Consider the following 23,255-nt stretch of genomic DNA (forward strand, 5'->3'; position numbering starts at 1 on the left):
CTCTTTGTGCTATATAGCAAAGGCGGACGCTTCGCTTCTTCAGGTCATTTCCGCTTCCTCCGCTACGTCGTGCTGCTGAGTCTCTTTACTGAAAATAGCAATAATTCATTCTGGATTACTTTAGTCAACCTCTGAAGCTTCGCGAGTGCTTCGCTTCTTCAGTATCTTTCGGGCTATCCTTATAGACGTTTAACTTTAAACTTATAAATTGAAATCTATCCGGCTTTACTTAATCCTTCGAATAGTCCCGGATCCGTGGTGGGATCAAGGATACATCTACAGGCTCGTACGAGATTTGCGGGCCTTCCTTCGACCAGCTGGCGATGGTCGTTTTCAGGAACTCCTCATCGTTACGCTCCGTGAATTCCGGTTTGTAGTGTGCCCCGCGGCTTTCGTTACGCAGCAGTGCGCCGAGTGTCATCGCTTCAGCAAGTTCAAGCATGTTCCACAGCTGACGTGTGAAGGCTGCACCCGGGTTATTCCAACCGGATGTATCGTACATGTTGATTTTGCCGTAACGCTCTTTCAATTCCTTGATTTTGCCGATAGTGGCTTCAAGTTTATCGTTATAGCGCACAACCGTCATATTGGCTGTCATCCACTCGCCAAGCTCTTTATGAATGACATAGGCATTTTCACTGCCTTGCATTTTCATGATGCTTTCGTACTTATCGCTTTGGCGTTTCGTGTAGCCATCGAATACGGAAGAATTCACATCAGCAGACGATTTTTTGAGTCCCTTGATGTATTCCACCGCTTTTGGACCAGCCACCATACCGCCATAAATCGCAGATACCAGTGAGTTCGCACCCAGACGGTTTGCACCGTGGTATTGATATTCACATTCACCCGCTGCGAACAGACCTGGAATGTTGGTCATTTGATTGTAGTCCACCCACATGCCGCCCATGGAATAGTGAACAGCCGGGAAGATTTTCATCGGGATTTTACGTGGGTCATCCCCCATGAACTTCTCGTAAATTTCAATGATACCGCCGAGCTTAACATCCAGCTCCTTCGGATCCTTATGAGACAGGTCAAGGTAGACCATGTTCTCCCCGTTAACTCCAAGTCCCATATCTACACAAACGCTGAAGATTTCACGCGTTGCGATATCACGAGGGACGAGGTTACCGTAGGATGGATACTTCTCTTCAAGGAAGTACCATGGTTTACCGTCTTTGTACGTCCAGATCCGGCCACCTTCACCACGCGCTGATTCAGACATCAGACGAAGCTTGTCATCTCCTGGAATGGCTGTTGGGTGGATCTGAATGAATTCCCCGTTGGCATAGTTAACGCCCTGCTGGTACACCGCACTTGCTGCTGTACCTGTATTGATAACGGAGTTTGTTGTTTTACCGAAAATAATACCAGGGCCGCCGCTTGCAAGAATAACCGCTTCTGCAGGGAACGTCTGCACCTTCATCGTTTTCAGGTCCTGTGCCACAATTCCGCGACAGATCCCCTCGTCATCAATAACTGCCTGCAGGAACTCCCAGTTCTCATATTTGGTAACGAGACCTGCTGCTTCCCAGCGACGAACCTGCTCATCCAATGCATAGAGCAATTGTTGTCCTGTTGTGGCTCCGGCAAATGCCGTACGGTGATGCTTTGTACCCCCGAAACGACGGAAATCAAGCAAACCTTCCGGTGTCCGGTTGAACATAACGCCCATCCGGTCCATCAGGTGGATGATACCAGGTGCTGCTTCACACATCGCTTTAACTGGTGGCTGGTTCGCAAGGAAGTCGCCGCCATACACGGTATCGTCAAAGTGAACCCATGGGGAGTCGCCCTCACCCTTGGTGTTTACCGCTCCGTTAATGCCGCCCTGGGCGCATACGGAGTGGGATCTTTTTACGGGAACCAATGAAAATAAATGAACATGGACTCCGGCCTCAGCCGATTTGATCGCCGCCATCAACCCCGCGAGACCTCCGCCCACAATAATTACATTAGATGATGCCATTGCTGTTCACTCCCTTATAAGTCAGCATTTATCACAAATGCTTAAATCAGAACTGTTTTAATCGTATCAAGCATCGTTGTTGCCGTTTGGAAATCAATGCTCCGGAAAGCAAACAACGAAGCGATAAACATAATAGCCACAATACCGAACAGACTCATGCACACATAAGAAGATACACGCTGCGCACGCGGTCCAACGGTAATCCCCCAGCTAACCAGGAACGACCATAAGCCGTTAGCAAAGTGGTAGGAGGCTGCAACCACACTGATCAGATATAAAATAAACGTTACCGGGTTCATCACGACGTCATGAATGACACCGCCAAGTTGTTCGTGCGTTACATTACCCAATGCAACCTGCACGCGAGTCTCCCAAACGTGCCAGATGACGAAAACAAAAGTAATGACACCACTGATCCGCTGCAATGTGTAGCGCCAGTTGCGTTCATTGCCGTAACGTCCGACATTAGGCTTGGCCTGGTAAGCAATGTACAGACCGTATACACCGTGATAGAACAACGGCAACCAGATGAGAACCGTTTCCAAAACAATAACGAGAGGCAAACTGTTCAGGAAGGCAACAGCACCGTCAAAAGCTTCTTTGCCGCCTTCAACTGCCGAGAAGTTCGTCACCAGGTGCTCAAGAAAAAACAAACTGAGCGGGATGACGCCAAGCAAGGAGTGCAGCTTTCTGGAGTAAAACCCTTTCATAAAATGTCGTTCCCCTTTCGCTAAATACAACGTTTTCATAAAATACTTCGCTTATCATGACACAAACCTTTCCCATGGAAAGGTTCGACAAATTGTTCCGTTTTCATCAGGTGTGAACAACTTGTGTCACGATTCATGTTACTCCTTTTTTTCTTATAATGGAATTGCAATATAATTATTAATTGTTATAACCTATAGGTATAAGAGCTGAAACATCGGACAGGCAGGCATATCGCATTGAAAACGATTTAACAAGGACAACAATCACACCCCATGGAAAAGAGGTTAGTGTTTATGTTCGAGGATTTAAATGCATTTGCGGCAGTCGTGGAGCAATCAAGTCTGAATCGTGCCTCCAAATTGCTGAATCTGTCTCAGCCTGCCCTTTCGCGCAAAATTGCGAAACTGGAGGATGAACTGGGGGTATCGCTTTTTCACCGCCGAGGCAAACGCCTTGAATTGACCAGTGTCGGCCAACTTGCCTACACCTTCGCTGTGGAACAAAAGCAGCAGCAGCAGAAGTTTCTGACCATGCTTGCCCAGTATAAGGACGAGGAGCAAAGCACCATTACGCTTGGAGCGTCCCTGACTACTCTTCAGACCACCCTCCCCCCTTTGGTCAATGCTTTCATGGAGAAGCATCCCAACGCCGAGATCAAGCTCGTGACAGGGAAAACACATGAGATTGTTTCCTTTGTCCGGGACAAAAAGGCAGACGTTGGCATTGTTGCCTCTTCCATTAATGAAGCCGGGCTGAACTGTGTACCTCTCTTCGATGATCACCTGGAGCTGGTTGTACCGCTTACGCATCCTTTATCCGGGAAAGAGGCCGGGATGGAGCACTTGCAGGATCTGCCCATGATCACCTTTTCCAAAGGCACTTGGTATCGCAAGCTGACAGACGATCTGTTTCAGCGCTGTGCCGTCATGCCGGATATTCGCATGGAGATTGATTCGTTTGAAGCCATCGTTCGCCTCCTGCCCACCTGCAAGGCTGCTGCGCTGCTGCCCAAATCCTATCTCCGTCCCCAGCTGCTTGCAGACAATGATCTCGTCTCCGTGTATCTGCCCCAGCTGCAGCAGACTCGCCGGACTACCTGCATGATCTACGGGGAAAAGGAAGATCTCAGCGAAACATCCAGACAGTGGGTCAAAGAAACTGCAGCGCTCTTTACAGCAAAGGCGCCGCTGCCCTCCAGGAGGACTACGACGCCTTAATAAATCGATGTGAGCTTCATCTTCGCTTTGCCCTTGCCCTGGCCTTTGCCTGAACGGTGGAATCGGATTAGCCCTCCTGGCTGATTACCTCTTGTTCGAACCGGTCGATATCATCATTCATTCCGATAATGACCATGATATCGCCCATCTGAAGCGAGTCCAGGGCAGTCGGAGCGATGATGACTCCAGTCTCCTTCTGCAGCGCCACAATACTGCACCCGAAGCGTACACGAGCGTTCAGACTGGACAGCGTGGTATTATGCAGACATGCCGGCACTTTCATTTCCACAATGCTGTAATCATTGGAAAGTTCAATGTAGTCCAGCAGATTCGGGGTGACGAGCTGATGGGCAACCCGAATGCCCATGTCCCGTTCCGGATAAACGACGCGATCAATGCCCAGCTTATCCAGAGCTCGCCCGTGCAAGACGGATATTGCCTTGGCAACGACCGTTTTCACACCCAGCTCCTTCAACAGGATGGCGGTAAGAATGCTGGTCTGAATATCGTCACCAATGGCTACAATCCCGCAGTCGAAATTACGGATCCCCAGTGAGCGCAGCACTTCCTCATCCGTAGCATCCGCCACAACCGCGTGAGTGACCAATTCGCTCATGTCTTCGACGACCTCTTCATTTTTATCGATGCCAAGCACCTCGTAGCCAAGTTCCATTAATTCCTGTGCCAGACTCGAGCCGAAGCGCCCCAGCCCAATGACCGCAAACTGCTGTCTTTTCATTGTTCTTCACGAACCCCTATCCAATAATCATTTTTCCTTCAGGATACTTATACAGTTCCTTACCCTTTTTCTGTCCAAGTGCATACGCCAGCGTAATCGGTCCAAGCCGGCCCGCGAACATCATGAAACAAATCATGAGCTTTCCGAATGTGGTCAGCTTCAGCGTCAACCCCATCGATAATCCGACGGTAGAAAAGGCTGATGTCGTTTCAAATAAAATCATGAGAAATCCGCTATCTTCCGTCATGGTGAGCAGCATGGTCACTGCAATGATGAGCAGCAGCGCAAGAAGCGTAACCGTCAATGCCTTGAAAATGCGTTCCTGTTCCAGCCGATATCTGAAAAAGACAATATCCTCTCTGCCGCGCATCATCGCGATGACAGCTCCGACCATGATCATAAACGTTGTCGTTTTGATCCCGCCTCCGGTGGAACCTGGAGAAGCCCCGATAAACATTAAAATAATAATGAAAAACTGCGTTGCCTGTCTGAGACCGGCAATATCCAGGGTATTAGCTCCTGCCGTTCGCGGGGTTACCGACTGAAAGAACGAACCGAGAAGTTTGCCTCCCCAGTTCAAGCTGCCCAATGTCTGTGGATTGCTGTATTCAAACACAAAAATGACCAGTGCACCGAATCCAATGAGCAAGCCTGTAGTTAACAGCACCACCTTGGAATGCAGCGAAAGTTTGCGCGTTTTGCGATAATCCACCAGATCGGATAAAACAACAAAGCCAATACCCCCAGCCACAATCAAGAACATCGCTGTAAAGTTCACAAGCGGATCATAGACATACCCGGTCAAGCTGCGGAAGTCGCCAAACATATCAAACCCTGCATTGTTAAACATCGAGATGGCATGCCAGTATCCGTAATAAATCGCTTGTCCGACAGGCATGTCGAATGACCAGCGGATAGCAAATAGCGTGCCGCAAATGGCTTCCAAAATGAGCGAGTAGGCCACGACCTTGCGGATAAGCCGCACAATGCCTTCCATCGTGTTCTGGTTCATCGCTTCCTGCAAAATCAATCGCTCCCGCAGGGAGATCCGCCGCTTGAACGCAATGGCCACAAGTGTGGACATGGTCATGAAGCCAAGACCACCGATTTGAATCAGAACGGCAAGTATCACCTGACCCAGTACAGTAAAGTGAGTACCCGTGTCCACAACAACCAACCCGGTAACACAGACCGCCGATGTAGCTGTGAATAATGCATCAATAAAGGGAAGACTATCTCTGCTGCGGCTGGAAACCGGAAGCATGAGCAGCAATGTTCCGAGCAGGATAATTCCCGCAAATCCCAGGACAAGAATACGTGGGGGCGATAGCCGCACCCATTGATTATTCAGTTTCACTTGTGTATCATCCACCTCTGCCAAAAAGAAAATGACCCCACAATGTGGAGCCTTTCTCCGAATCACTTATCCTTGGCACCAGGGCCAACACACGAAATCTTGGATAAGCTTCGATCGGAGCATATAAACATGTATGATTGTAGTCATCACCACATATGCATTAAGGTTGGAATCCTCTTATTCGTTCCCTTGCAAGGCTAAAGACATGCAAATATTGCACATTTGTTTCAAAATTATAAGCGCTGCGGCTGTTGCAGACAAAACGATTTTTGTGTAAATAGGATCGAATTCCGGCAAAAAGGGAAAAACTCAGATATATCAATGAACGGATCAGATTCATTCGATCATTTTCATTCATTTTCAGGGATTTGCACGTCTTTTCGTTTCATCATTGGCATTCAGGGTTCGGCCTGTGCTATCTTTACTTTAATATCCAAATTAATAAAGGAGGAACACCATTACATGAACCCCTTAGGGCAGCCTTTGGTACTCAAAGCTAACTTCAAGCGTTTAGGGTTGCTGGCGGCGATTGGCCTGATTTTGTTTTTTGTCTTTCAGATCTTCCCTGCTACTTCATCACAAACCACGGATATTCCGTCTACATCTTTTATAAGCAAGGAACAGGCAACCCAATCCGCACGATCATTCGCAGCCTCCATGGCCGATTACACCCTTCCTTCGGATAACGGCAAGACACTGGTCACCTATCAGACCCATTCCGATATCTATGGATATATGGCCAAAACTAAACAGCTTGATTCGTATAATCAAAAATGGGAAGCAGCCTACCCCTACGATGTGTTTCGCGTTCGTTTGCCTGATGAGGACAACGGCGGTTATTTGAATGTGGACGTACATATGAGAACTGGCAAGGTTGTTGGTTTCAAACGAGAAGTACCTTCTTCCCTGTATGCTTCCGCTGAGGCTGAGCAGGACAAGAACAAACGCAATGCCACGATTCAGCTCGCCGAGGGCAATCTCCCATTGGACGAAAAGGAGCAGCTGGCATCCGGAATTCTGGCCGAATTCGGCTATGACGCCCCCAAGCTTCAGCTGGATACCCGCGAAGGTGAAGGTGGATTAACCTATACGGATGCGGATAAGCAGATCGGTGATTCGAAGCTGGAACTGAATTTTACCTTTGAAAACGGAGCGGTTCGCTCCTTCGAATCAGTCTTCTCGGTTCCAGACGAGCATATCAACTATGTAAAAGATCAAACTCGTCAGGCCAACTGGATGACTTATGGAGGTTATGCTTTCCTGACCTTTGTGCTTGGTGTGCTGGCGATTATCTACAGCATTCTCACCCGGGCACATACATCATTTAAACGCGGGATTATTCTGTCCCTTGTGTACTTCGCCGCATCTGTTATTGGTACACTAAACATGATTCCACTGTTTCAGGCACAAGGCCTGTCCAGCTTCATGCTCGCCTTCCTGATGCTCATGCAGACCGGAATCACGTTGGTCATGAGTGCCACGATCTACCTCTCCCTCGTTGCAGGAGATGGCATGTGGCGCAAAATCGGACTGAATCCTTGGCCGCGTGCAAAAGAGCCCGGATACGGCAAATATGTCCTTCACAGCATGTATACAGGGTATCTGTGGGCGTTCATTTTGCTTGGCGTTCAATCCATCCTGTTCTTCATTCTGGAACGAAGCATAGGAAGCTGGTCTACCACTTCGGCAGACCAATCGACTTACAATATGTCCTACGCATGGATCTTTCCGATCATGGCCTGGATGGCCGGGATTGGAGAGGAAACGGTGTACCGGCTGTTCGGCATTCGCATGATGCAAAAAATCGTGCGTAATACCTTCATCGCCTGTCTGATTCCAACGTTGATCTGGGCACTTGGACATACACTTTATCCAATCTACCCGGTCATTACACGTCCAATAGAGCTCATGGTCATCGGTTTGCTGTTCAGTCTGGTCATGCTGCGTCACGGCTTTATCGCCGTTGTTTTCAGCCATGTCATCTTCGACAGCCTGCTGATGGGACTCAGCCTGATCTTTATGGGTGACGCCCTAAATATCTCTGCAGGCATCTTCTGGATTGTACTTCCAGCCATCGTTGGATATGTGATTTACAAATGGAATCCACAAAAAAAAGAGAAGCCGTATGTTACGACTCCTCATCCCGAAGGGCTGCAATAATTTGTTTAGCTAGTTTATCACCGATAGATAGAGGCCGGAAGTCTTCGACGCTGGCCTCTTTTATTTTGCGTAAAGAACCAAAATGCTTCAGCAGCAGCTTACGACGCTTCTCGCCGATGCCAGGAATGGAATCCAGACGCGAAGTGACCATGGACTTGCCGCGCTGCTCCCGGTGGAACGAGATGGCGAAGCGGTGAACCTCTTCCTGAATACGTTGAAGCAGATAAAACTCCTGGCTGTCCCGCGGCAGTGAAATAACTTCCGGCGGATTGCCAATCATGAGCTGAGAAGTTTTGTGTTTGGCGTCTTTCACCAGACCACACACGGGAATAAACAAACCTAGTTCATTCTCCAATATATCCACAGCAGCCGAAATCTGCCCTTTTCCGCCATCCACAACGATCAGGTCAGGCTGGGGCAGGTTTTCCTTCAATACCCGCTCATAGCGTCTGCGGATGACTTCACGCATCGTTTCGTAATCATCGGGTCCTTCTACTGAACGAACCTTGTATTTACGGTATTCTTTCTTGTCCGGCTTGCCATCGGTAAATACAATCATCGCCGAAACCGGGTTGGTTCCCTGAATGTTGGAGTTATCAAACGCCTCGATTCGGCGCAGTTGATCCAGACCGATCCAGCGCCCAAGACCCTCAGATGCTTTGGATGTACGTTCCTCGTTACGCTCAATCAGACGGAATTTCTCTTCCAAGGCCACACGTGCGTTATCCACAGCCATGGTGATCATTTGGCGTTTCAACCCGCGCTGCGGGATGTGAACCTTGATCTCCAGCCACTCCTGCAGAGCCGCCGCAGCCTGGAACGGGTCTTCCAATCCAGGGCGGTTCGTATCCACAGCCGCATCCTCCTGGTGATCGGACAGATCCTGAGCCATTGCTGTTTCTGCTTCAGCCTCGTCCGAAGCATGGTTTTCCCCATAAGCTGTACGCGATTCAGCAACTTGTGGTTCAGCAGACACATCATCTAATGCTGACGACAATGGATCCGATTCCGATGCCACAGCTGACGGCACATCCGCAGCCATAACTTCCGTGTTATCCCCCGAGTCTTCAGTGACCAGTTCTTTCGGAACTTCAGGCAGCAAGATCTCCTGCGGCAGTGCCGGATTATCGCTATAATACTGCGTCACGTAGGACATAAAGTCACTGTACGCTTCACCATAAAAAGGAAACGTCGATACATGGCGCTCGATCATTTTCCCCTGACGCATATATAAAATCTGGACGCACATCCAGCCCTTATCAATGGCGAACCCAAACACATCGCGGTCTCTGGCGTCCGCCATTGTAATTTTCTGTTTCTCCATCATGGCGTCAATCGCTATGACCTGGTCCCGCAGTTCCTTGGCACGTTCGAAATACAGATCCTCTGCAGCTTCCTGCATTTTGCGCTGCAGATCCTTCTTGATTTCTTCGTGACCTCCGCTTAGGAATGATCCGATTTCTTGGGAAATCTGGTCATATTGCTCCTTGCCTACTTCCTTCACACAAGGAGCAAGACATTGTCCCATATGGTAATACAGGCAGACTTCCTTCGGCATTACGCCGCATTTGCGCAGCGGATACATGCGGTCGAGCAGCTTTTTCGTTTGGTGTGCCGCGTACGAGTTTGGATAGGGTCCAAAGTACTTGGCTTTATCTTTCAGCACACGCCGGGTCACTTCGAGCCGGGGATGCTTTTCATTCGTAATTTTAAGATAAGGAAAGGTTTTGTCATCCTTGAGCAAGACGTTATAACGCGGCATGTGTTTTTTGATCAGGTTACACTCCAGGATGAGTGCTTCCATATTGCTGCCGGTTACAATGTATTCGAAATCGCGGATTTCGGATACGAGACGCTGCGTTTTTCCGTTATGACTGCCAATAAAATAAGAGCGTACACGGTTTTTCAGCACTTTGGCCTTACCTACATAGATAATGGTACCTTCGCTGTTTTTCATCAAATAACAGCCAGGCATATCAGGCAGCAGTGCAAGCTTATGCCGTATCTGCTCCAGGGCCTGCTCCTGTTCTTGCAGAACATTGATGAATTCATCCATAATTCGGTGGGTCCTCCCTCCCGATCGATTCTGAGAAAGTTGAAAGCTTCTCCTTACATGTGCCACTCCGATGCCAGAATGATCTTCCAATCGCTGTTACCCCCGGATTTCTTATGATTGCTTTTTTTAAAGGTATAAATCCGGTGATAAAGGCGACCACTTCGTTTCTTCAGATCATTTCTGTCCTCTCCGTTAAACATGTAATTTTCAGACCAACTTATAATAATCGTATACCACTATATTGTCCTATAAAAAGATATTCGACGCAAAACGCCCCCGGCGCATAAACCGGAGGCGTATCTGTTAGCCTAGTGAATTATTGGTGTTTCTCGATGATTCCTTTGAGTGCTTCTTTCGAGTTCAATCCAACCACTTTATCAACCGGTTGGCCGTCTTTGAAGAAGATCAATGTCGGAATGCTCATTACGCCGAAGCGGGAAGCGGATTCCGGATTTTCGTCAACGTTGACTTTGGCAATTTTCACTGCATCGCCAACTTCGGTGGACAGCTCTTCCAGGATTGGAGCGAGCATTTTGCAAGGACCGCACCAAGGCGCCCAGAAATCAACAAGAACCGTTCCTTCTCCTTCGACTTCAGCGTTAAAGGATTGATCGGATACGTTAACAATAGCCATGAAATTGTCCTCCTTATATATACTTACGGTTTATTTTAACCTGTAACGTCGTGAACGACACTTCCAGTATAACACAGGTCATCTAAACTTGTGAAATGAACGTGCAATGTTCATCCCACCAACATCAAATCTTCACAATTGGTCACCTTGACACGATTGCTGCAAAATCTTTACAAACGCTTTCTTTTCCAAGTATACTAAAATTACTCCGGGCTTCAGCTCCCTGGAAGGGCAAGCTGTTGATCCACATAAGGAGGCAATACCATGGACGCAAATGTGCGGATCAGCGACCCGCGTGAACATGTGAACGAGGAGCCCCGTAACGATTTATTTGATTTGATTGCGGGTGTTGCCGGCATGGGCGGCCTGATGACAGTCATCTTCTTCGGCATGGTCATCTTCAAATTCCTGACCGAATAGGATGTCAGGCCCGCGCAGGACCAAAAAAGCCCGGTTTCCGCGACTACCGCGAAAAACCAGGCTTTTTTGTGGACTACTTTTACATATAAAAATAATAAGACCTATCGCTTACCACGCTGATTCTCGCCCCGAACGGACACCACATCGACAAACGGACGAATGCGGTCCATCAGACGCTGCCCCTTGTTCATTTCCTCGCCATCCCTGGTCGTAAAGCTGAGATGCTTCTCCAGCCCATCCAGATTGTAGTTGGACGTGTAGAACGTCGGTTTCCGATTCATGCGGTAGTTCAAAATGGAACCCATCACATGATCCCGAACCCAAGGATTCAGATTCTCTGCGCCAATATCATCGAAGATGAGCAGGTCACAGCTTTTGAGTATATCTGTCGTTTCCTTCAGCTTCTGTCCATCCGTGATCATGGATTTCAGATCCTCCACAAAGTCAGGCATGTAGATAATGACCCCTGTGTGTCCAGCGACGGCTAATTCGTGTAACAGATAACACATCAGAAACGTCTTGCCTGTTCCAAATGATCCCTCGAGAAACAGTCCTTGCGGAGATAACCCATTCTCCTTCGTGTCACTAATATAACGCAGAACCTGGTTTACCGCCGGAGCTCGCATCCGATCCTTGCCCATAATTTCCACATCATTATAACCTGCACTAAGCGCACGCTCGTCCACATAGAAGCTGCGGATTCTCTTCTTGATCACATGCTCATTTTGCCTGGCAATATGTTTGGAACACGGAGCTTTTTTATCTATAATTTCGGGTTTACCGTTAAAATGCTCTACTTCCAGTTTGCAAAAGTGACCCTGGAAATCGTTAGGACAGTTATCCAGCCCCGGACAATTCGCACAGTTTTTCGAATCTCGGGCATACTGATACAGCTTGCTCAGATCGGTCATGAGCTGTGCATCTTTCAGTTCCGGGTGACCTGCTCGGAATTCGCGTACGTACGGATCATCCATCAACTCCGCCGCAATTCGCCGCGACTGCTCACGAAAGGAAGGATTAAGCTGCTGAAGCAGTCCTCCCAAGGATTCCATGGCTTCAAGCCCCCTTAATGTATTCAATATAGAATGAACCACCTGAATTTTACCCATAACCATGATGACGGCAAAGGTTCCTTCGATCGATTGCAATTCTATTGTTCATTCTATAGAAACTCGGGGCATAACTCAACATGTTCCGTCTGGAAAAAACGATCTCCTTCGTGACACATTGTATCGCAATTGGTGTGGAAGACAGTACCTGCCTGCTCCCAGGGTTATTCCTTTAACGAGGGAGCCCTACCGTAACAATCTCGCAAGGTCCTGCCGGGATGGACCATTGTTTGCCGCTGAATAGATTCGTAGAAACATTTGAAGAGGATACGAGTTTCTCGCCCTTCTCCTCCAAAATATTGCTCTTGTATGCTTCTTCATTCGTATTCCATTCGGTCGCAGCCAAACTCAACAGAGATGTGTCCGGCTTCATATTATACCAGCGCATCATCAGATCACCTGATTCCTCATTCACTTTCAGTGAGGAGAATGCCATACCTTCCCCTTGCCATTCAAATGGGGTATGCGTTGATGACAGCGTTCCTGAGTGAACATCCGTTTGAACTAGCGTCCATGGAACCTGGAACTGGTAAGCCTCGATGTATGCATCTGATGATGCACCGCTACCATCATGCGGAATGATCTCCATCTGGAACGTATGCTCTCCCAGACACTGTGCTTCCGGCGTCGGGAACAATCCCCAGTCCCCGAGCTCCCCTACGGCACGGAGCAGCGTTACAGCGATCGTATTGCGCCCATCCTGAAGAACTTCATATTCATTCAGTCCCAGATTGGCTACGACCAGTCCAGCCTGTTCTTCACTCACATCCACAAAGCTTTGCTGATGCTGCGTATTGCTTGGATTTTGCCACTCCGGCGCGGGCACATTATCACGAGTAGCAATCTCAAACATGGAATCCACATGGTGAACCGCAGTCTCCAGATCGGTTGGGAACAGGGCACGTACACGGTGATCCTTCGCCTGATTGTTGAAGGTGGTTTGCACATGAACTCCTTTTGCGCTGTGGCTTAACGACAGAATCGTACGAATACGCAGTGTGGTAGTCTGTTTGGAACGCTGTGCCTTGCGATACGGATAATAGATGAGCTCACGCTGTTCACGATCCAGCACCTCATCCGCTGAAGCAGGAATTTCCCAATCATGTATGATTTCATAGGAGACACGGTACGGCGTATCTTCTATGATCTGTATGCCGGCTGTTAATTCTTTTGTAGTCAAAGCAGCTTCATTCTCCGGCTGCTTGAACATATACTCGTTACCGATATCCCCAACATTTTCGTACACGCCAAGGTCTTGGTATGTACGTCCAGTACGTTTATCCTTCAGTGTAAAAGAGCCATTGTCTGTGATTGTAACAGCAACATATTCATTTTCCATGCTGTGTTCGCCACTGCGCAGTGCAGTGCCATTCGAGACAGAATCATCCTGAGCTTCACTGCGAACCCAGGCATATGCCTTCAATCCAAGTGCTGGCACGTTCCCAGCTTCAAATGTAATTCTGACCCGGCGGCAGCTGTATGGCTGACGGAATCGGTCATCCGGCAGATCATAACCGAACTGCAGGCCCAGATCTTCTACGGTACACGGAACGTGCGCACCCTTTTCGTCAACGAGGATACGACCCGACAGGTCTACGTTGTTCATTTGGGCAGCCATACCCTCTAATGAAATTCCATCACGGAAGTAGATACGAGCTGCATCCAGTTCGATCTGAACAACGCCGCTGCGCTCCCAGCCTGTCGTATTAAACGTGATCAGCGGCCGAGCATCTTCACCGTAACCAGCAAAGATTGAGGTATCCACCAAAGCAGCAATCTGACTCGTGCTCTCTTCAATCATGGCTTCAGCGACGTGACGGCTCTTCTCGAATCGTGTGACCATCTCGCGGTGAACCTCATCCACACTGCAGCCGCAGATGCTGTCATGCGGATGGTTCTGCATCAGCGTTTTCCAGGCATATGTCAGTTGATCATGCGGATAAGCGTGTCCAAGGAGATGGGCGTAGGAAGCCAGTGGCTCAGCCACCTTTTCCAGCATGGCTTGACCAAGCTGGTTCATCTGTTTCAGGTAAACCCGTGCCGAAGCCGTGTTCACCAGGGTACCCCAGCCATCGGTACGCTGGCTGCGCAGCTCTCCTTTTACCGTAGACAGCTCATGCTCCGCTGATTCTTTCAGGGCCGTCAGATAATCCGGAAAGTTGGAGTGAACGAATTCAATGTCGGGATGTAATTGCTCGGCCATTCGAATCGCCTCAGGCAGATCCCGCTGAATAGGCTGATGATCACATCCGTTCATGTACAGCAGTTCATTGGTCGACGCATATTTCTCGGCATCTGCCAGTTTGGTTTCCCAGAACTTGCGAGCTGAAGCCTCATCTACCGGAATTTCATTACCATTAGAGTACCAGTTGGCAAACAGCACCCCCAGCACTTTCGATCCATCCGGCCCTTCCCACATGAGCTCCGAGAAGCTGGATTCATACCCTGCATCCGATACAGTATTATTGAAGCCTGTAGGTTTTACGCCTCTACCAAAAAAGACGTTGTCGATGCCGGATTGCAGCATCAGCTGCGGAGTCTGTCCAACCAGCCCGAACGTATCGGGAAAATAACCGATCTTGGAGGGCGTGCCGTAACGCTTCGCATCCCGATGCCCAACCTGCATATTGCGCACATTGGCTTCACCACTGGTAAGAAATGCATCCTGCAGTATATACCAAGGCCCAATTACAATCCGGCCATTGCGGATGTGCTTCTCCAGCCACTCCTTTTGCTCCGGGCGAACCTGAAGATAATCATCGATAATAATCGTTTGTCCATCCAGATAAAAGCTTTTGTAGTCCGCTCCCTCATCGAGCTCATCTAGCAGTGAATCCACCAGTTGAACGAGCCGCATATGGTGCTTCTCATAGGGCAGGTACCATTCCCGATCCCAGTGAGTGTGCGAAATGATATGGGCTCTTTTGGTTTTTGGTTTATTCTTTTGTTCCGTCATGCGTTAGCCCACCTCTCCATTTTGTTGTACAATCTCAACTTCTTCCGGGCGATACACCGTATGCAGCTTGCCTGCAGCATCTGTGGCAAACAGCACGGATCGATTTTTCTCCATTTTGAACTCATAGGATACTCCAGTGGGGGTATCTCTTACGTGAACCTTATGATTGAGTGAAGACTCTGACACAAAGACATATAGATTTCCTTTTGGAAAACTCAGTTTCCGGCCATAGATTCCTGCAATGTCTCCGCCAGATATCCATTCCAGCTCCTGATGGATGCCAGCCGTTTCGGCCGCGTACCGATACAGGTCCGCCAGCGGCTCTTCCCGTCCGTTAAGCTCGAGCGGCAGCGGGGTCCACATGATTTTCCCTTTTCCCCATGGCAGAACAGTCACTTCATCCGGAGTGTCATGATCTTGATGAAGCAGCGTCTCTTTGGCCACCTCAGCAATACGACGCCGGCCATACGTTACCCGGTGATTCACCCCATTGATATTCAGCAGTTCTTCACGTTGCACATTACCCAAACTGCGTTTACCCACAATGTGATCGGCCCGGTCACTGGCCTTCCAGTACGCATCCAGTCCCAGTGGTCCAGTGATCAGCAGACATGCGCCTTCCTTCTCCGTGAATGCAAGCAGCTGAAGCAATGCAGCATTATCCATATTGTGTGGACTTGGCACGATAATCAGCTTGGGCGACTGCTGCTCCAGAGCTTCCAAATGATACTCGGATACGGCACGGAATGGCAGTTTCAGATCATAGGACATCACACGTGTAAGCTTGGTGGTTGCATCATAAGCAAGGGAACGGTTGGAGAAATCATTGGAATATGGGAACACGACCGCAATCTCCTCCAGCTCACGATCCTCGAAGAAATCACGCACCTTCTGCATGAAGCGGCCAAAGTCATAGGATACATCTGCCTCTGGCTTCTCTGTACCATCTGCACGAAGGGCTCCAATATGAGACTCATTGGCATTATCCATATAGAAGTTCGTATTCCAGATCCATTGCACTGCTCCGGCACCACCTGTGGAGAATGCATAGGCATACTTCCGTTCAAGAATGCTGCGAAGCTCTTCTTCCGTGCGTTTGGCGCGTCCATCCGGGGTCTCCACATACATGATGCCCGTCTCCTGAATGAGATTCGGTTTATGTGGAGTTTTGGTGAAAATGCCGTCCCAGATCAGATCATCGTTCAACCACCAGGAATGCACGGTGGTATAATCCACTTCACGTTCATAGAAAAACGGTGAAGGACGCTGTGCACCCAGAGCTTCGTCCTGTCCTACAGTAACGAGATGATTCGGCACCAGATCCTTGATTGTACCTACGAGCTCTCTTGCCCAAACATTGTGCATCTCCATGGAAAAGAGACAATAATCAAGCCAGCGAGTTCCTTTTTTCGCCTTGTGCATGTCCTGTACATCAAAGTTAATCTCTTCCGGTTCCGGAATGACCGCTGCTGCAAAGTTCGGAAGCTGCTTCGGCGACATGTTCCATGCTTCCTGCAGCGCTTCAATGGTTTCATGACGCTGCTCAAGCCATGCGATAAAAGCCTGCTGTTCGTGCGAATCCCTGGCTGAGCGCGGGCCAGCCGAGAAAATGCGCACCGGATCAAACATCGATGGCTCGTTAATCAGATCCCAATCCACATGAGTGGTGTGTGTATGCCGGCTGACGATGCTGCGAATGAAACGCTTCTGTGCCTCGACACTTTGCGGATCCAGATACGGATTCGTTCCTTCCCACGTTTCAGGTGTAAAGGAAAAGAACGTAAACGTGACCTGCAGGCCGTGACGCTTCGCCGTTAACAGGAAGGCATCAATCGCGCGAAGCACATCCTCTGCCATGTGTCCGTCCACCTGCATCATGTTGCGATATGCCGTCCAGATTCCGGTCCGAATCCAGTTAATGCCTGCTTTCGCCATCTGTGCCATGTCCCGATCCCATATGTCGGCATTCGGAAGAAACAGAAATTTTCGGGCTACGTCGGAGGTCATGTACGTCATGCCCACAACAGGGAGAGGTCGTCCTTCTTTTACAAAATAGTCTCTGCTGCGAGTAATGACTTCACCTTCAGCAAGCAATGCGTCATCCTGGCCCCAGAAGCCTTGACGCAGATTCCGAACTTCACCGTCCGGTCCTTGCGCACGACATACGACACGGTACAGCCCGCTTTCTACTGAAACCGGAAGAGGAAGGCGTACAAACTGCTGCTCTCCGGTGAGCTCCATCTGCAGCTTATGACTCCATACCCTCTCAGCTGTGCTGCTTGTCCGGTCCTCCCGTTCAACGGTCAGTTCAAACGTCCACAACTCGGAAGACGTACGTCTGTCACCCGCGCGCTGTAAAATCTGTCCCTGAAGGGTAAGTACAGCTCGTTCACCTGGTTCATACGTGGCGTAGTTAGGCTTGAGCGACAATTCAGTTACCCCTTTGGCACAGAATTGTGCCCACTTCACGATCTCGTTCGCACCGTCTTGCTCCCAGAATGAAGCGGTCAGCGGCAGATTCACAAACATCCAGCGTGAACCAGCAAATGTACTGCGGGAGTTCTCCCACAGGACAATCGGAGCAGCAATGCTGCGTTCATCCTTACTTACTCCGCTAAGTAACGGATAGATCTGCGTGCTCATCGGTCCTGCCGAACCCATCTGGTGAGGCAGATCACTGGACTTGGTCGTATGCGGGACCAGATTCCACGTGTCTGCAATCTCAAACAAGCCCTCTTTGCCTGCAAGCAGTGAAATTTGTTCAGAGGAAGCGTACGTTTGGATATTTCCTGAATATACGTTCAGTGCCTCGTGAATATAAAGCTCCTGATGATACGCCGTCTGCTCGGACTCAACAACCCAAGCACCATCCTGATCCCGTACAGGGCGCTTAAACGGTGCTCCACCCACACTGATCAGGCTTCCTCCCTGATGCAGATAGGCTGCAATTTCCGTCCAGGCCGATTTGGGAAAGTAGGGTGCATGCAGGTTTACCAGACAGCCCTCGCCTGCTGCTGCTTTCAACACATCAGCCAGTTCACGCGCGCTAACAACGATGACTTTATTAGACCCTTGCCAAGTATCCAGAGCCTCACGGGATGGCCGCTGGCCTTCTGCCGGAAAATCAGGATCAGCGAAGATAATCAGCTTATTGTCCTTCACATGTGTACTCATAACAGGCCATCCTTCATGGATTTATAGACCAACTGGGAGAACAGGCTGTTGGACCATGCAAACCATTTTCTCGTAAAAATGGTTGGATCATCCGCATGGAAACCTTCATGCATATAACCTGTATCCGCATCTGTCGCTTCCAGCATACGAATGATCTCCAGCTTCTCCTCGGCAGATTGTGCCGTCAGTCCCTGCATGGATAGACCCATATGCCAGATGTAATCCGGTGGTGTGTGCGGGCTGCCGATCCCTTTGGCAACCTTGCCCTCATAATAGAACGGGTTCTCTTTGCTCAGGGCGAATCGGCGGGTATTTTGATAGATCGGATCATCCGCTGTGACGTAACCGAGATACGGAATGGACATCAGTCCCGGTGTACCGGCATCATCCATGAGACAGTAATTGCCGTAGCCATCCGTCTCGTACGCATAGATGGGACCAAATTCCGGATGACGATAAATGCCGTACAGCTGAATGCCATGATCCACGTCCTGCTCCAGATCCTTAAGCTCCTGCAGCAGCGCCATATCCCGGAATACCCACTCGGCAAACTCCTGCATCTGGCGCAAAGCTACGACTGCAAACATGTTGCCTGGGATGTTGTAGTGAAAATCGCACGCATCGTCGCTGGAACGGAAGCCAGACCAGATCATGCCTGTATAATTGACCGGCATACCCTTCCCATGATTACGCAGAGAATCTGTAGGAATGCCGTTATTGCGTGTAAAGCGATATGGAGATTGTTCCATGTGATGCTGTTCCACCTTGAACAGATCCACGATTTTGCGCATGGCAGCCTTGAAGCTGGAATCGAAAATGTCGGTCAGCTCCGTTTCCTTCCAATATAGATAGGCCAGACGTACAACAAAGCACAGCGAATCAATCTCGAATTTGCGTTCCCATACCCATGGCGACATGTCCGTCTCGTCCGTTGTGTTCCAGTGCCAGTCATTGGCCGATTCATTGAAGGCATTGGCATACGGATCAATATGAACATACTGGATGTGGCGCTTGATCAGGCCGCCAATGATCCGCTGCAGGTCCTCATCTTCCTTCGCAAACGGAATGTAGTGCACCACCTGCTCCACGGAATCACGCAGCCACGAGGCTGGGATGTCTCCGGTGATAACAAAAGTCGTGCCATCGTCCATCAGTTTTGTTGTTGTTTCGATTGTATTGGGGAAACAATTTTTGAATAATTGAAGCAGCTTCGGTCGATGAGCCAGCTTCTGTTCCGCCTCTTCGAGCACTGCCTGAATGGATTGCGGCACAGCAACGGGCGGCATTGGTATTTTGGGTAATCTGAATTGTTCCATGGATGAGTGCAACTCCTTAAACGTATTGAATGGTGTAGCTATTTAGGAAAAACATTAATTTTACACTGGACCACTGCGCGGTCAGAAATATCCTCCGATCGCTGTTATCCCCAGATTTTTTTGATTCCCTTCTTCAAAGGGTAAATCCGGGGATAGCGTATGCTTCCGATGTAGCTTTCTTTCAGAAAGCTTTTAGGCGAACGCTGCGCTTCTCCAGGTTATTTCTGTCCTCTCCGTTAATGTGTGAATAAAGAGCTGAACATACGTAGCTCAAAGTATTTCAAAAAGGTTTACCGCAGCAGCACGGTTTTAATTTCGTAAGGGGCGAAGGTCAATGTAATCTGACCATTCGTCATATCCAAAGGCTCACCCGGTTCTTCCAACGCGTTGGAGAGGTAGGCCTGCTCAAAGGCATGTGGCCATTGCAGGGTTACACGTTCACGCTTGCCTGAAGACTCATAGAAACGAAGTACCGTGCCGTGTCCATCCTCTGCCATTTTGACCGTATCCAAAATGACATGCTCGCTATCCAAACCAATCCATGCTCCGGTTGCCGGGCGTGCAGGCGCTGCAGTTGCCGTTGAATCTACTTCAGCCCCTGTGCTCCGCTGTGGCTGCTGTACCGTCACCTCATGATTCAGCTCTGCCGCATGACGTACCGTGTGCGCAGTACGCCAATCCCCTTCATGCGGATACAAGGAATAGGTGAATTCATGCTCTCCCAGATCAGCGGTTCGGTCCGGCCATTTCGGTGCACGAAGCAGGGATAAACGAATGGTGCTTCCCTGTACGTCGTATCCGTATTTGCAGTCATTCAGCAAACTCACGCCGTATCCATATTCGGATACATCTGCGAAACGGTGGCCACAAACTTCGTACTGGGCTTGTTCCCAGCTGGTGTTACGGTGCGTTGGCCGCTCCAATGCGCCAAAAGGAATTTCGTATGTTGCCTTGGAGGTCACAACATCGATTGGAAAACCGACTTTCAAGAGCTTGTGATTTTCGTTCCAGCTCACCTGCGTCTGGAAGTCAATTCGCCGTGAATCATGGTAAAAGACGATATTTTGTGTAATCTCCGATTGATGGAGTTTCCAGCGGAAGCGCAGGACGTCCTTCGTTGTACCCGCCAGCACCAGCTTTTTCTCCAATAGCTCGGCTTCTCCAGCAACCTGTTCTTCATAACGGCTGTCAATATCCCATGCATCCCAGAGCGTTGGACGGTCATGGAAAAAGTGCAATTGATTGCCCCGTTCACCCGGCTTCAGCATTTCCCGCTCTGCTGCCTTATCCCACAGACGAGTAATCTCGCCTCGGTTGTTAAACTCCACATGATAAAACGCGGTATCCCATGTATCGTTAAAAACCGGTTGACCGCCAACATTTGTCACTTCTCGTGCATTCGTTTCTCTCGTATTTTCAGGTACCAGCCAAATCGTCTTATACCCAAACGCCGGAATGTCCTCCACAAGAATTGAAATCGCGTGATCCTCCCGATCCATTCGCAGGTGCTCACCTTCCACATCTACCGCATAACGATCCATGCCATCGAGCACGGGGAGCTGAATGACTGCATTACGCTTCCAGCCAAGGCTGTTGAACACCACATAGGCCGCTGAACCTTCTGGACCCTTTGTGTCAATACCTGCCGTCAATGTTGCAGCACCTTGATTCAGCCCTGCTCTACCTAACTCAAAAACTCGTACATATTCCTCATCCGAAGTCACGTAGGACTCTGTAATCGCCGAGCCTGGAATAATATCGTGGAATTGATTCAGCAAAATCAGCTTCCAGCCCTCATGCAGTGCCGAACGGACTTCAGCTTCCGTCTGCGCCTCCATGTCCGGCAGAGCAAGTGTGTTCCACAGCTCGGCTTCACGATACAGGATCTCTGCCTTGCGATTGTTCCGCTTGTTGCGTGCATGTGTCGTGTACGTGCCTCGATGCAGTTCCAGGTACAGATCGCCGTGCCATTCCGGAAGTGCAGGCTGCCCTGCTTCAATACCTGCAAAAAAGGCTGCCGCTGTACTGTAGCGACTTGCAGGCTGCCCTACCATTAAGTCTGCGCGATCCACGTACTCCAGCATTTCGCGGGTGACTCCGCCGCCACCATCACCATGCCCATATAGAAGCATGTGCTCGGGATGTGCTGCTTTCTCACGGTAGGACTGCCAGTGATCATGGATGTCCTTCGGTAGAGTGTGTTCATTGACACCATGATTGAGATAAGACAGGATCGGTGTGCCGTCAATGCCAACCCAGTGAAAGAGATCGTACGGGAATACATTGGTATCGTTCCATCCCAGCTTCGTCGTCATGAAATAGTCCACATTGCCATGCTTCAAAATCTGAGGCAGGGAAGCACAGTACCCGAATGTATCGGGCAGCCATTCAATCTGAGATGTCTTGCCGAACTCCTCCATGTAAAAACGCTGGCCATATAACATTTGGCGAATCAGCGACTCCCCGCTCGGAATGTTCAGATCCGGCTCAACCCACATGCCGCCAACCAGTTCCCAGCGTCCTTCTGCAATACGCTGCTTCACCCGTGCATACAATTCGGGATCATGTTCCTTCAGAAAGGCGTACAACAAAGGTTGGCTCTGGGAATACACATAATCGGGATACTCATTCATTAGTGCATCCACGGTTGAGAATGTACGACTTGTCTTGCGTACCGTCTCCCGTACAGGCCACAGCCAGGCAATGTCGATATGGGACTGTCCCACCATATGTTCAAGCCCTTCGGCGTTACCACCAATCTCTCGCACTTGACTTGCTAGACAATCTTCAATCTGGCGAATACCGTCTCCCTGCTTGATCTCTTCATCTGTCATGCCGACAAATTGATCCATCGCACGATAGATGGCTTCCAGCAGACGTACACGCCGGAAGTCGCTTTCGGGCAGCAGTACAGCCGAATCACGTACAATAATGACCGTATACATCAGGCTGCGAACCGCCTCGTTCGGTCTCACCAGCAGACTCGTGATTGCTGTGATTGGCGGCTGAATGACCGCCTGCTGGTTCAACGGATCGACAGGCTCAGGTACCGGATCGAACAGTTCGATTTCAAGTTCAGGATGGATACCAATGCTGGATGGGTCCAGCGTAACGTACGTATGATTGCGATCCAGACCCTGATAGGAACGGCCATTCACCCGCAGCAATCCTTCTCCTCCCGATTGAAATAACAGTCCGAATGGGGCATGCTGCCAGGAAGCAGGGACTTCTAAACGGGTTCGAAAAAAGTAGGTGGTCCCCTGTGTGCTTGGAAAACGATCCAGGCCTTCTCCCTCCGGGTAAGGCCCTTGATTCTCATATTTTCCCGGCACGTCATAATAAGCACGGGTGATGTTCCAGCTGCGTAAATCCACCTGCTCCAGCCACTGATGTTCAGACAGTTCACGAATAAATCGTCTAATACGTTCCATGTT

Annotated in this window: 14 protein-coding genes; 3 read left to right on the forward strand and 11 right to left on the reverse strand. The window is 49.5% G+C overall.

Features of this window, described 5'->3' with window-relative positions:
- Positions 1 to 229: 229 nt before the first annotated feature.
- Both sdhA and F4V51_RS23735 read right to left on the reverse strand, forming a co-directional pair.
- A complete protein-coding gene (sdhA, locus tag F4V51_RS23730; protein ID WP_095292050.1) occupies positions 230 to 1,972 on the reverse strand; it encodes a succinate dehydrogenase flavoprotein subunit in 1,743 nt (580 codons plus the stop codon).
- A gap of 41 nt (positions 1,973 to 2,013) precedes the next feature.
- On the reverse strand, positions 2,014 to 2,682 hold the full coding sequence (locus F4V51_RS23735; RefSeq protein ID WP_095292052.1) for a succinate dehydrogenase cytochrome b558 subunit: 669 nt from the start codon (positions 2,680 to 2,682) through the stop codon (positions 2,014 to 2,016).
- Positions 2,683 to 2,976: 294 nt separating this feature from the next.
- On the opposite strand from F4V51_RS23735, the gene F4V51_RS23740 reads away from it, so the two are divergent.
- On the forward strand, positions 2,977 to 3,900 hold the full coding sequence (locus F4V51_RS23740; RefSeq protein ID WP_153979869.1) for a LysR family transcriptional regulator: 924 nt from the start codon (positions 2,977 to 2,979) through the stop codon (positions 3,898 to 3,900).
- Between the two features lie 67 nt (positions 3,901 to 3,967).
- Here F4V51_RS23740 and F4V51_RS23745 read toward each other — a convergent pair whose 3' ends face one another.
- On the reverse strand, positions 3,968 to 4,639 hold the full coding sequence (locus tag F4V51_RS23745) for a potassium channel family protein (RefSeq protein ID WP_095292055.1): 672 nt from the start codon (positions 4,637 to 4,639) through the stop codon (positions 3,968 to 3,970).
- Positions 4,640 to 4,655: 16 nt separating this feature from the next.
- The gene (locus F4V51_RS23750) at positions 4,656 to 5,996 is read right to left on the reverse strand and encodes a TrkH family potassium uptake protein (RefSeq protein WP_153979870.1); all 1,341 of its coding nucleotides are present in this window, start codon (positions 5,994 to 5,996) and stop codon (positions 4,656 to 4,658) included.
- Positions 5,997 to 6,458: 462 nt separating this feature from the next.
- Between F4V51_RS23750 and F4V51_RS23755 the strand changes: the two genes are divergently transcribed.
- Positions 6,459 to 8,156, forward strand: a complete 1,698-nt coding sequence (locus F4V51_RS23755; protein ID WP_153979871.1) for a CPBP family intramembrane glutamic endopeptidase — start codon at positions 6,459 to 6,461, stop codon at positions 8,154 to 8,156.
- Here the strand turns inward: F4V51_RS23755 and uvrC are convergent.
- Together uvrC and trxA are read right to left on the reverse strand one after the other, a co-directional pair.
- Positions 8,125 to 10,212 (reverse strand): excinuclease ABC subunit UvrC, encoded by a 2,088-nt coding sequence (gene uvrC, locus F4V51_RS23760; protein WP_153979872.1) that lies wholly within the window; start codon positions 10,210 to 10,212, stop codon positions 8,125 to 8,127. The genes F4V51_RS23755 and uvrC overlap by 32 nt on opposite strands.
- Before the next feature lie 316 nt (positions 10,213 to 10,528).
- A complete protein-coding gene (gene trxA / locus F4V51_RS23765) occupies positions 10,529 to 10,846 on the reverse strand; it encodes a thioredoxin (RefSeq protein WP_095292059.1) in 318 nt (105 codons plus the stop codon).
- Positions 10,847 to 11,110: 264 nt separating this feature from the next.
- Here trxA and F4V51_RS23770 point away from each other — a divergent pair, with 264 nt between their 5' ends.
- Positions 11,111 to 11,266 carry a YqzM family protein gene (locus F4V51_RS23770; protein WP_095292061.1) on the forward strand — a complete coding sequence of 52 codons (156 nt, stop codon included), beginning with the start codon at positions 11,111 to 11,113 and terminating at the stop codon, positions 11,264 to 11,266.
- Positions 11,267 to 11,367: 101 nt separating this feature from the next.
- On the opposite strand, the gene dnaI is transcribed toward F4V51_RS23770, so the two are convergent.
- The 5 genes from dnaI to F4V51_RS23795 all read right to left on the reverse strand — a co-directional run bounded on the left by dnaI (position 11,368) and on the right by F4V51_RS23795 (position 23,252).
- Positions 11,368 to 12,318, reverse strand: coding sequence for a primosomal protein DnaI (gene dnaI, locus F4V51_RS23775; protein WP_153979873.1), 951 nt, complete (start codon positions 12,316 to 12,318; stop codon positions 11,368 to 11,370).
- 229 nt (positions 12,319 to 12,547) lie between these two features.
- Positions 12,548 to 15,331, reverse strand: coding sequence for an alpha-mannosidase (locus F4V51_RS23780; protein WP_153979874.1), 2,784 nt, complete (start codon positions 15,329 to 15,331; stop codon positions 12,548 to 12,550).
- 3 nt (positions 15,332 to 15,334) lie between these two features.
- Positions 15,335 to 18,505 carry a beta-galactosidase gene (locus F4V51_RS23785; protein ID WP_153979875.1) on the reverse strand — a complete coding sequence of 1,057 codons (3,171 nt, stop codon included), beginning with the start codon at positions 18,503 to 18,505 and terminating at the stop codon, positions 15,335 to 15,337.
- The gene (locus F4V51_RS23790; protein ID WP_153979876.1) at positions 18,502 to 19,821 is read right to left on the reverse strand and encodes a glycoside hydrolase family 125 protein; all 1,320 of its coding nucleotides are present in this window, start codon (positions 19,819 to 19,821) and stop codon (positions 18,502 to 18,504) included. Before F4V51_RS23790 ends, F4V51_RS23785 begins: the two co-directional genes overlap by 4 nt.
- 290 nt (positions 19,822 to 20,111) lie before the next feature.
- A complete protein-coding gene (locus F4V51_RS23795; protein ID WP_153979877.1) occupies positions 20,112 to 23,252 on the reverse strand; it encodes an alpha-mannosidase in 3,141 nt (1,046 codons plus the stop codon).
- Between the last annotated feature and the right edge of the window lie 3 nt (positions 23,253 to 23,255).

The sequence above is a fragment of the Paenibacillus xylanilyticus genome (genome assembly GCF_009664365.1).
In the GTDB taxonomy this organism is placed as follows: Bacteria; Bacillota; Bacilli; order Paenibacillales; family Paenibacillaceae; genus Paenibacillus; species Paenibacillus xylanilyticus_A.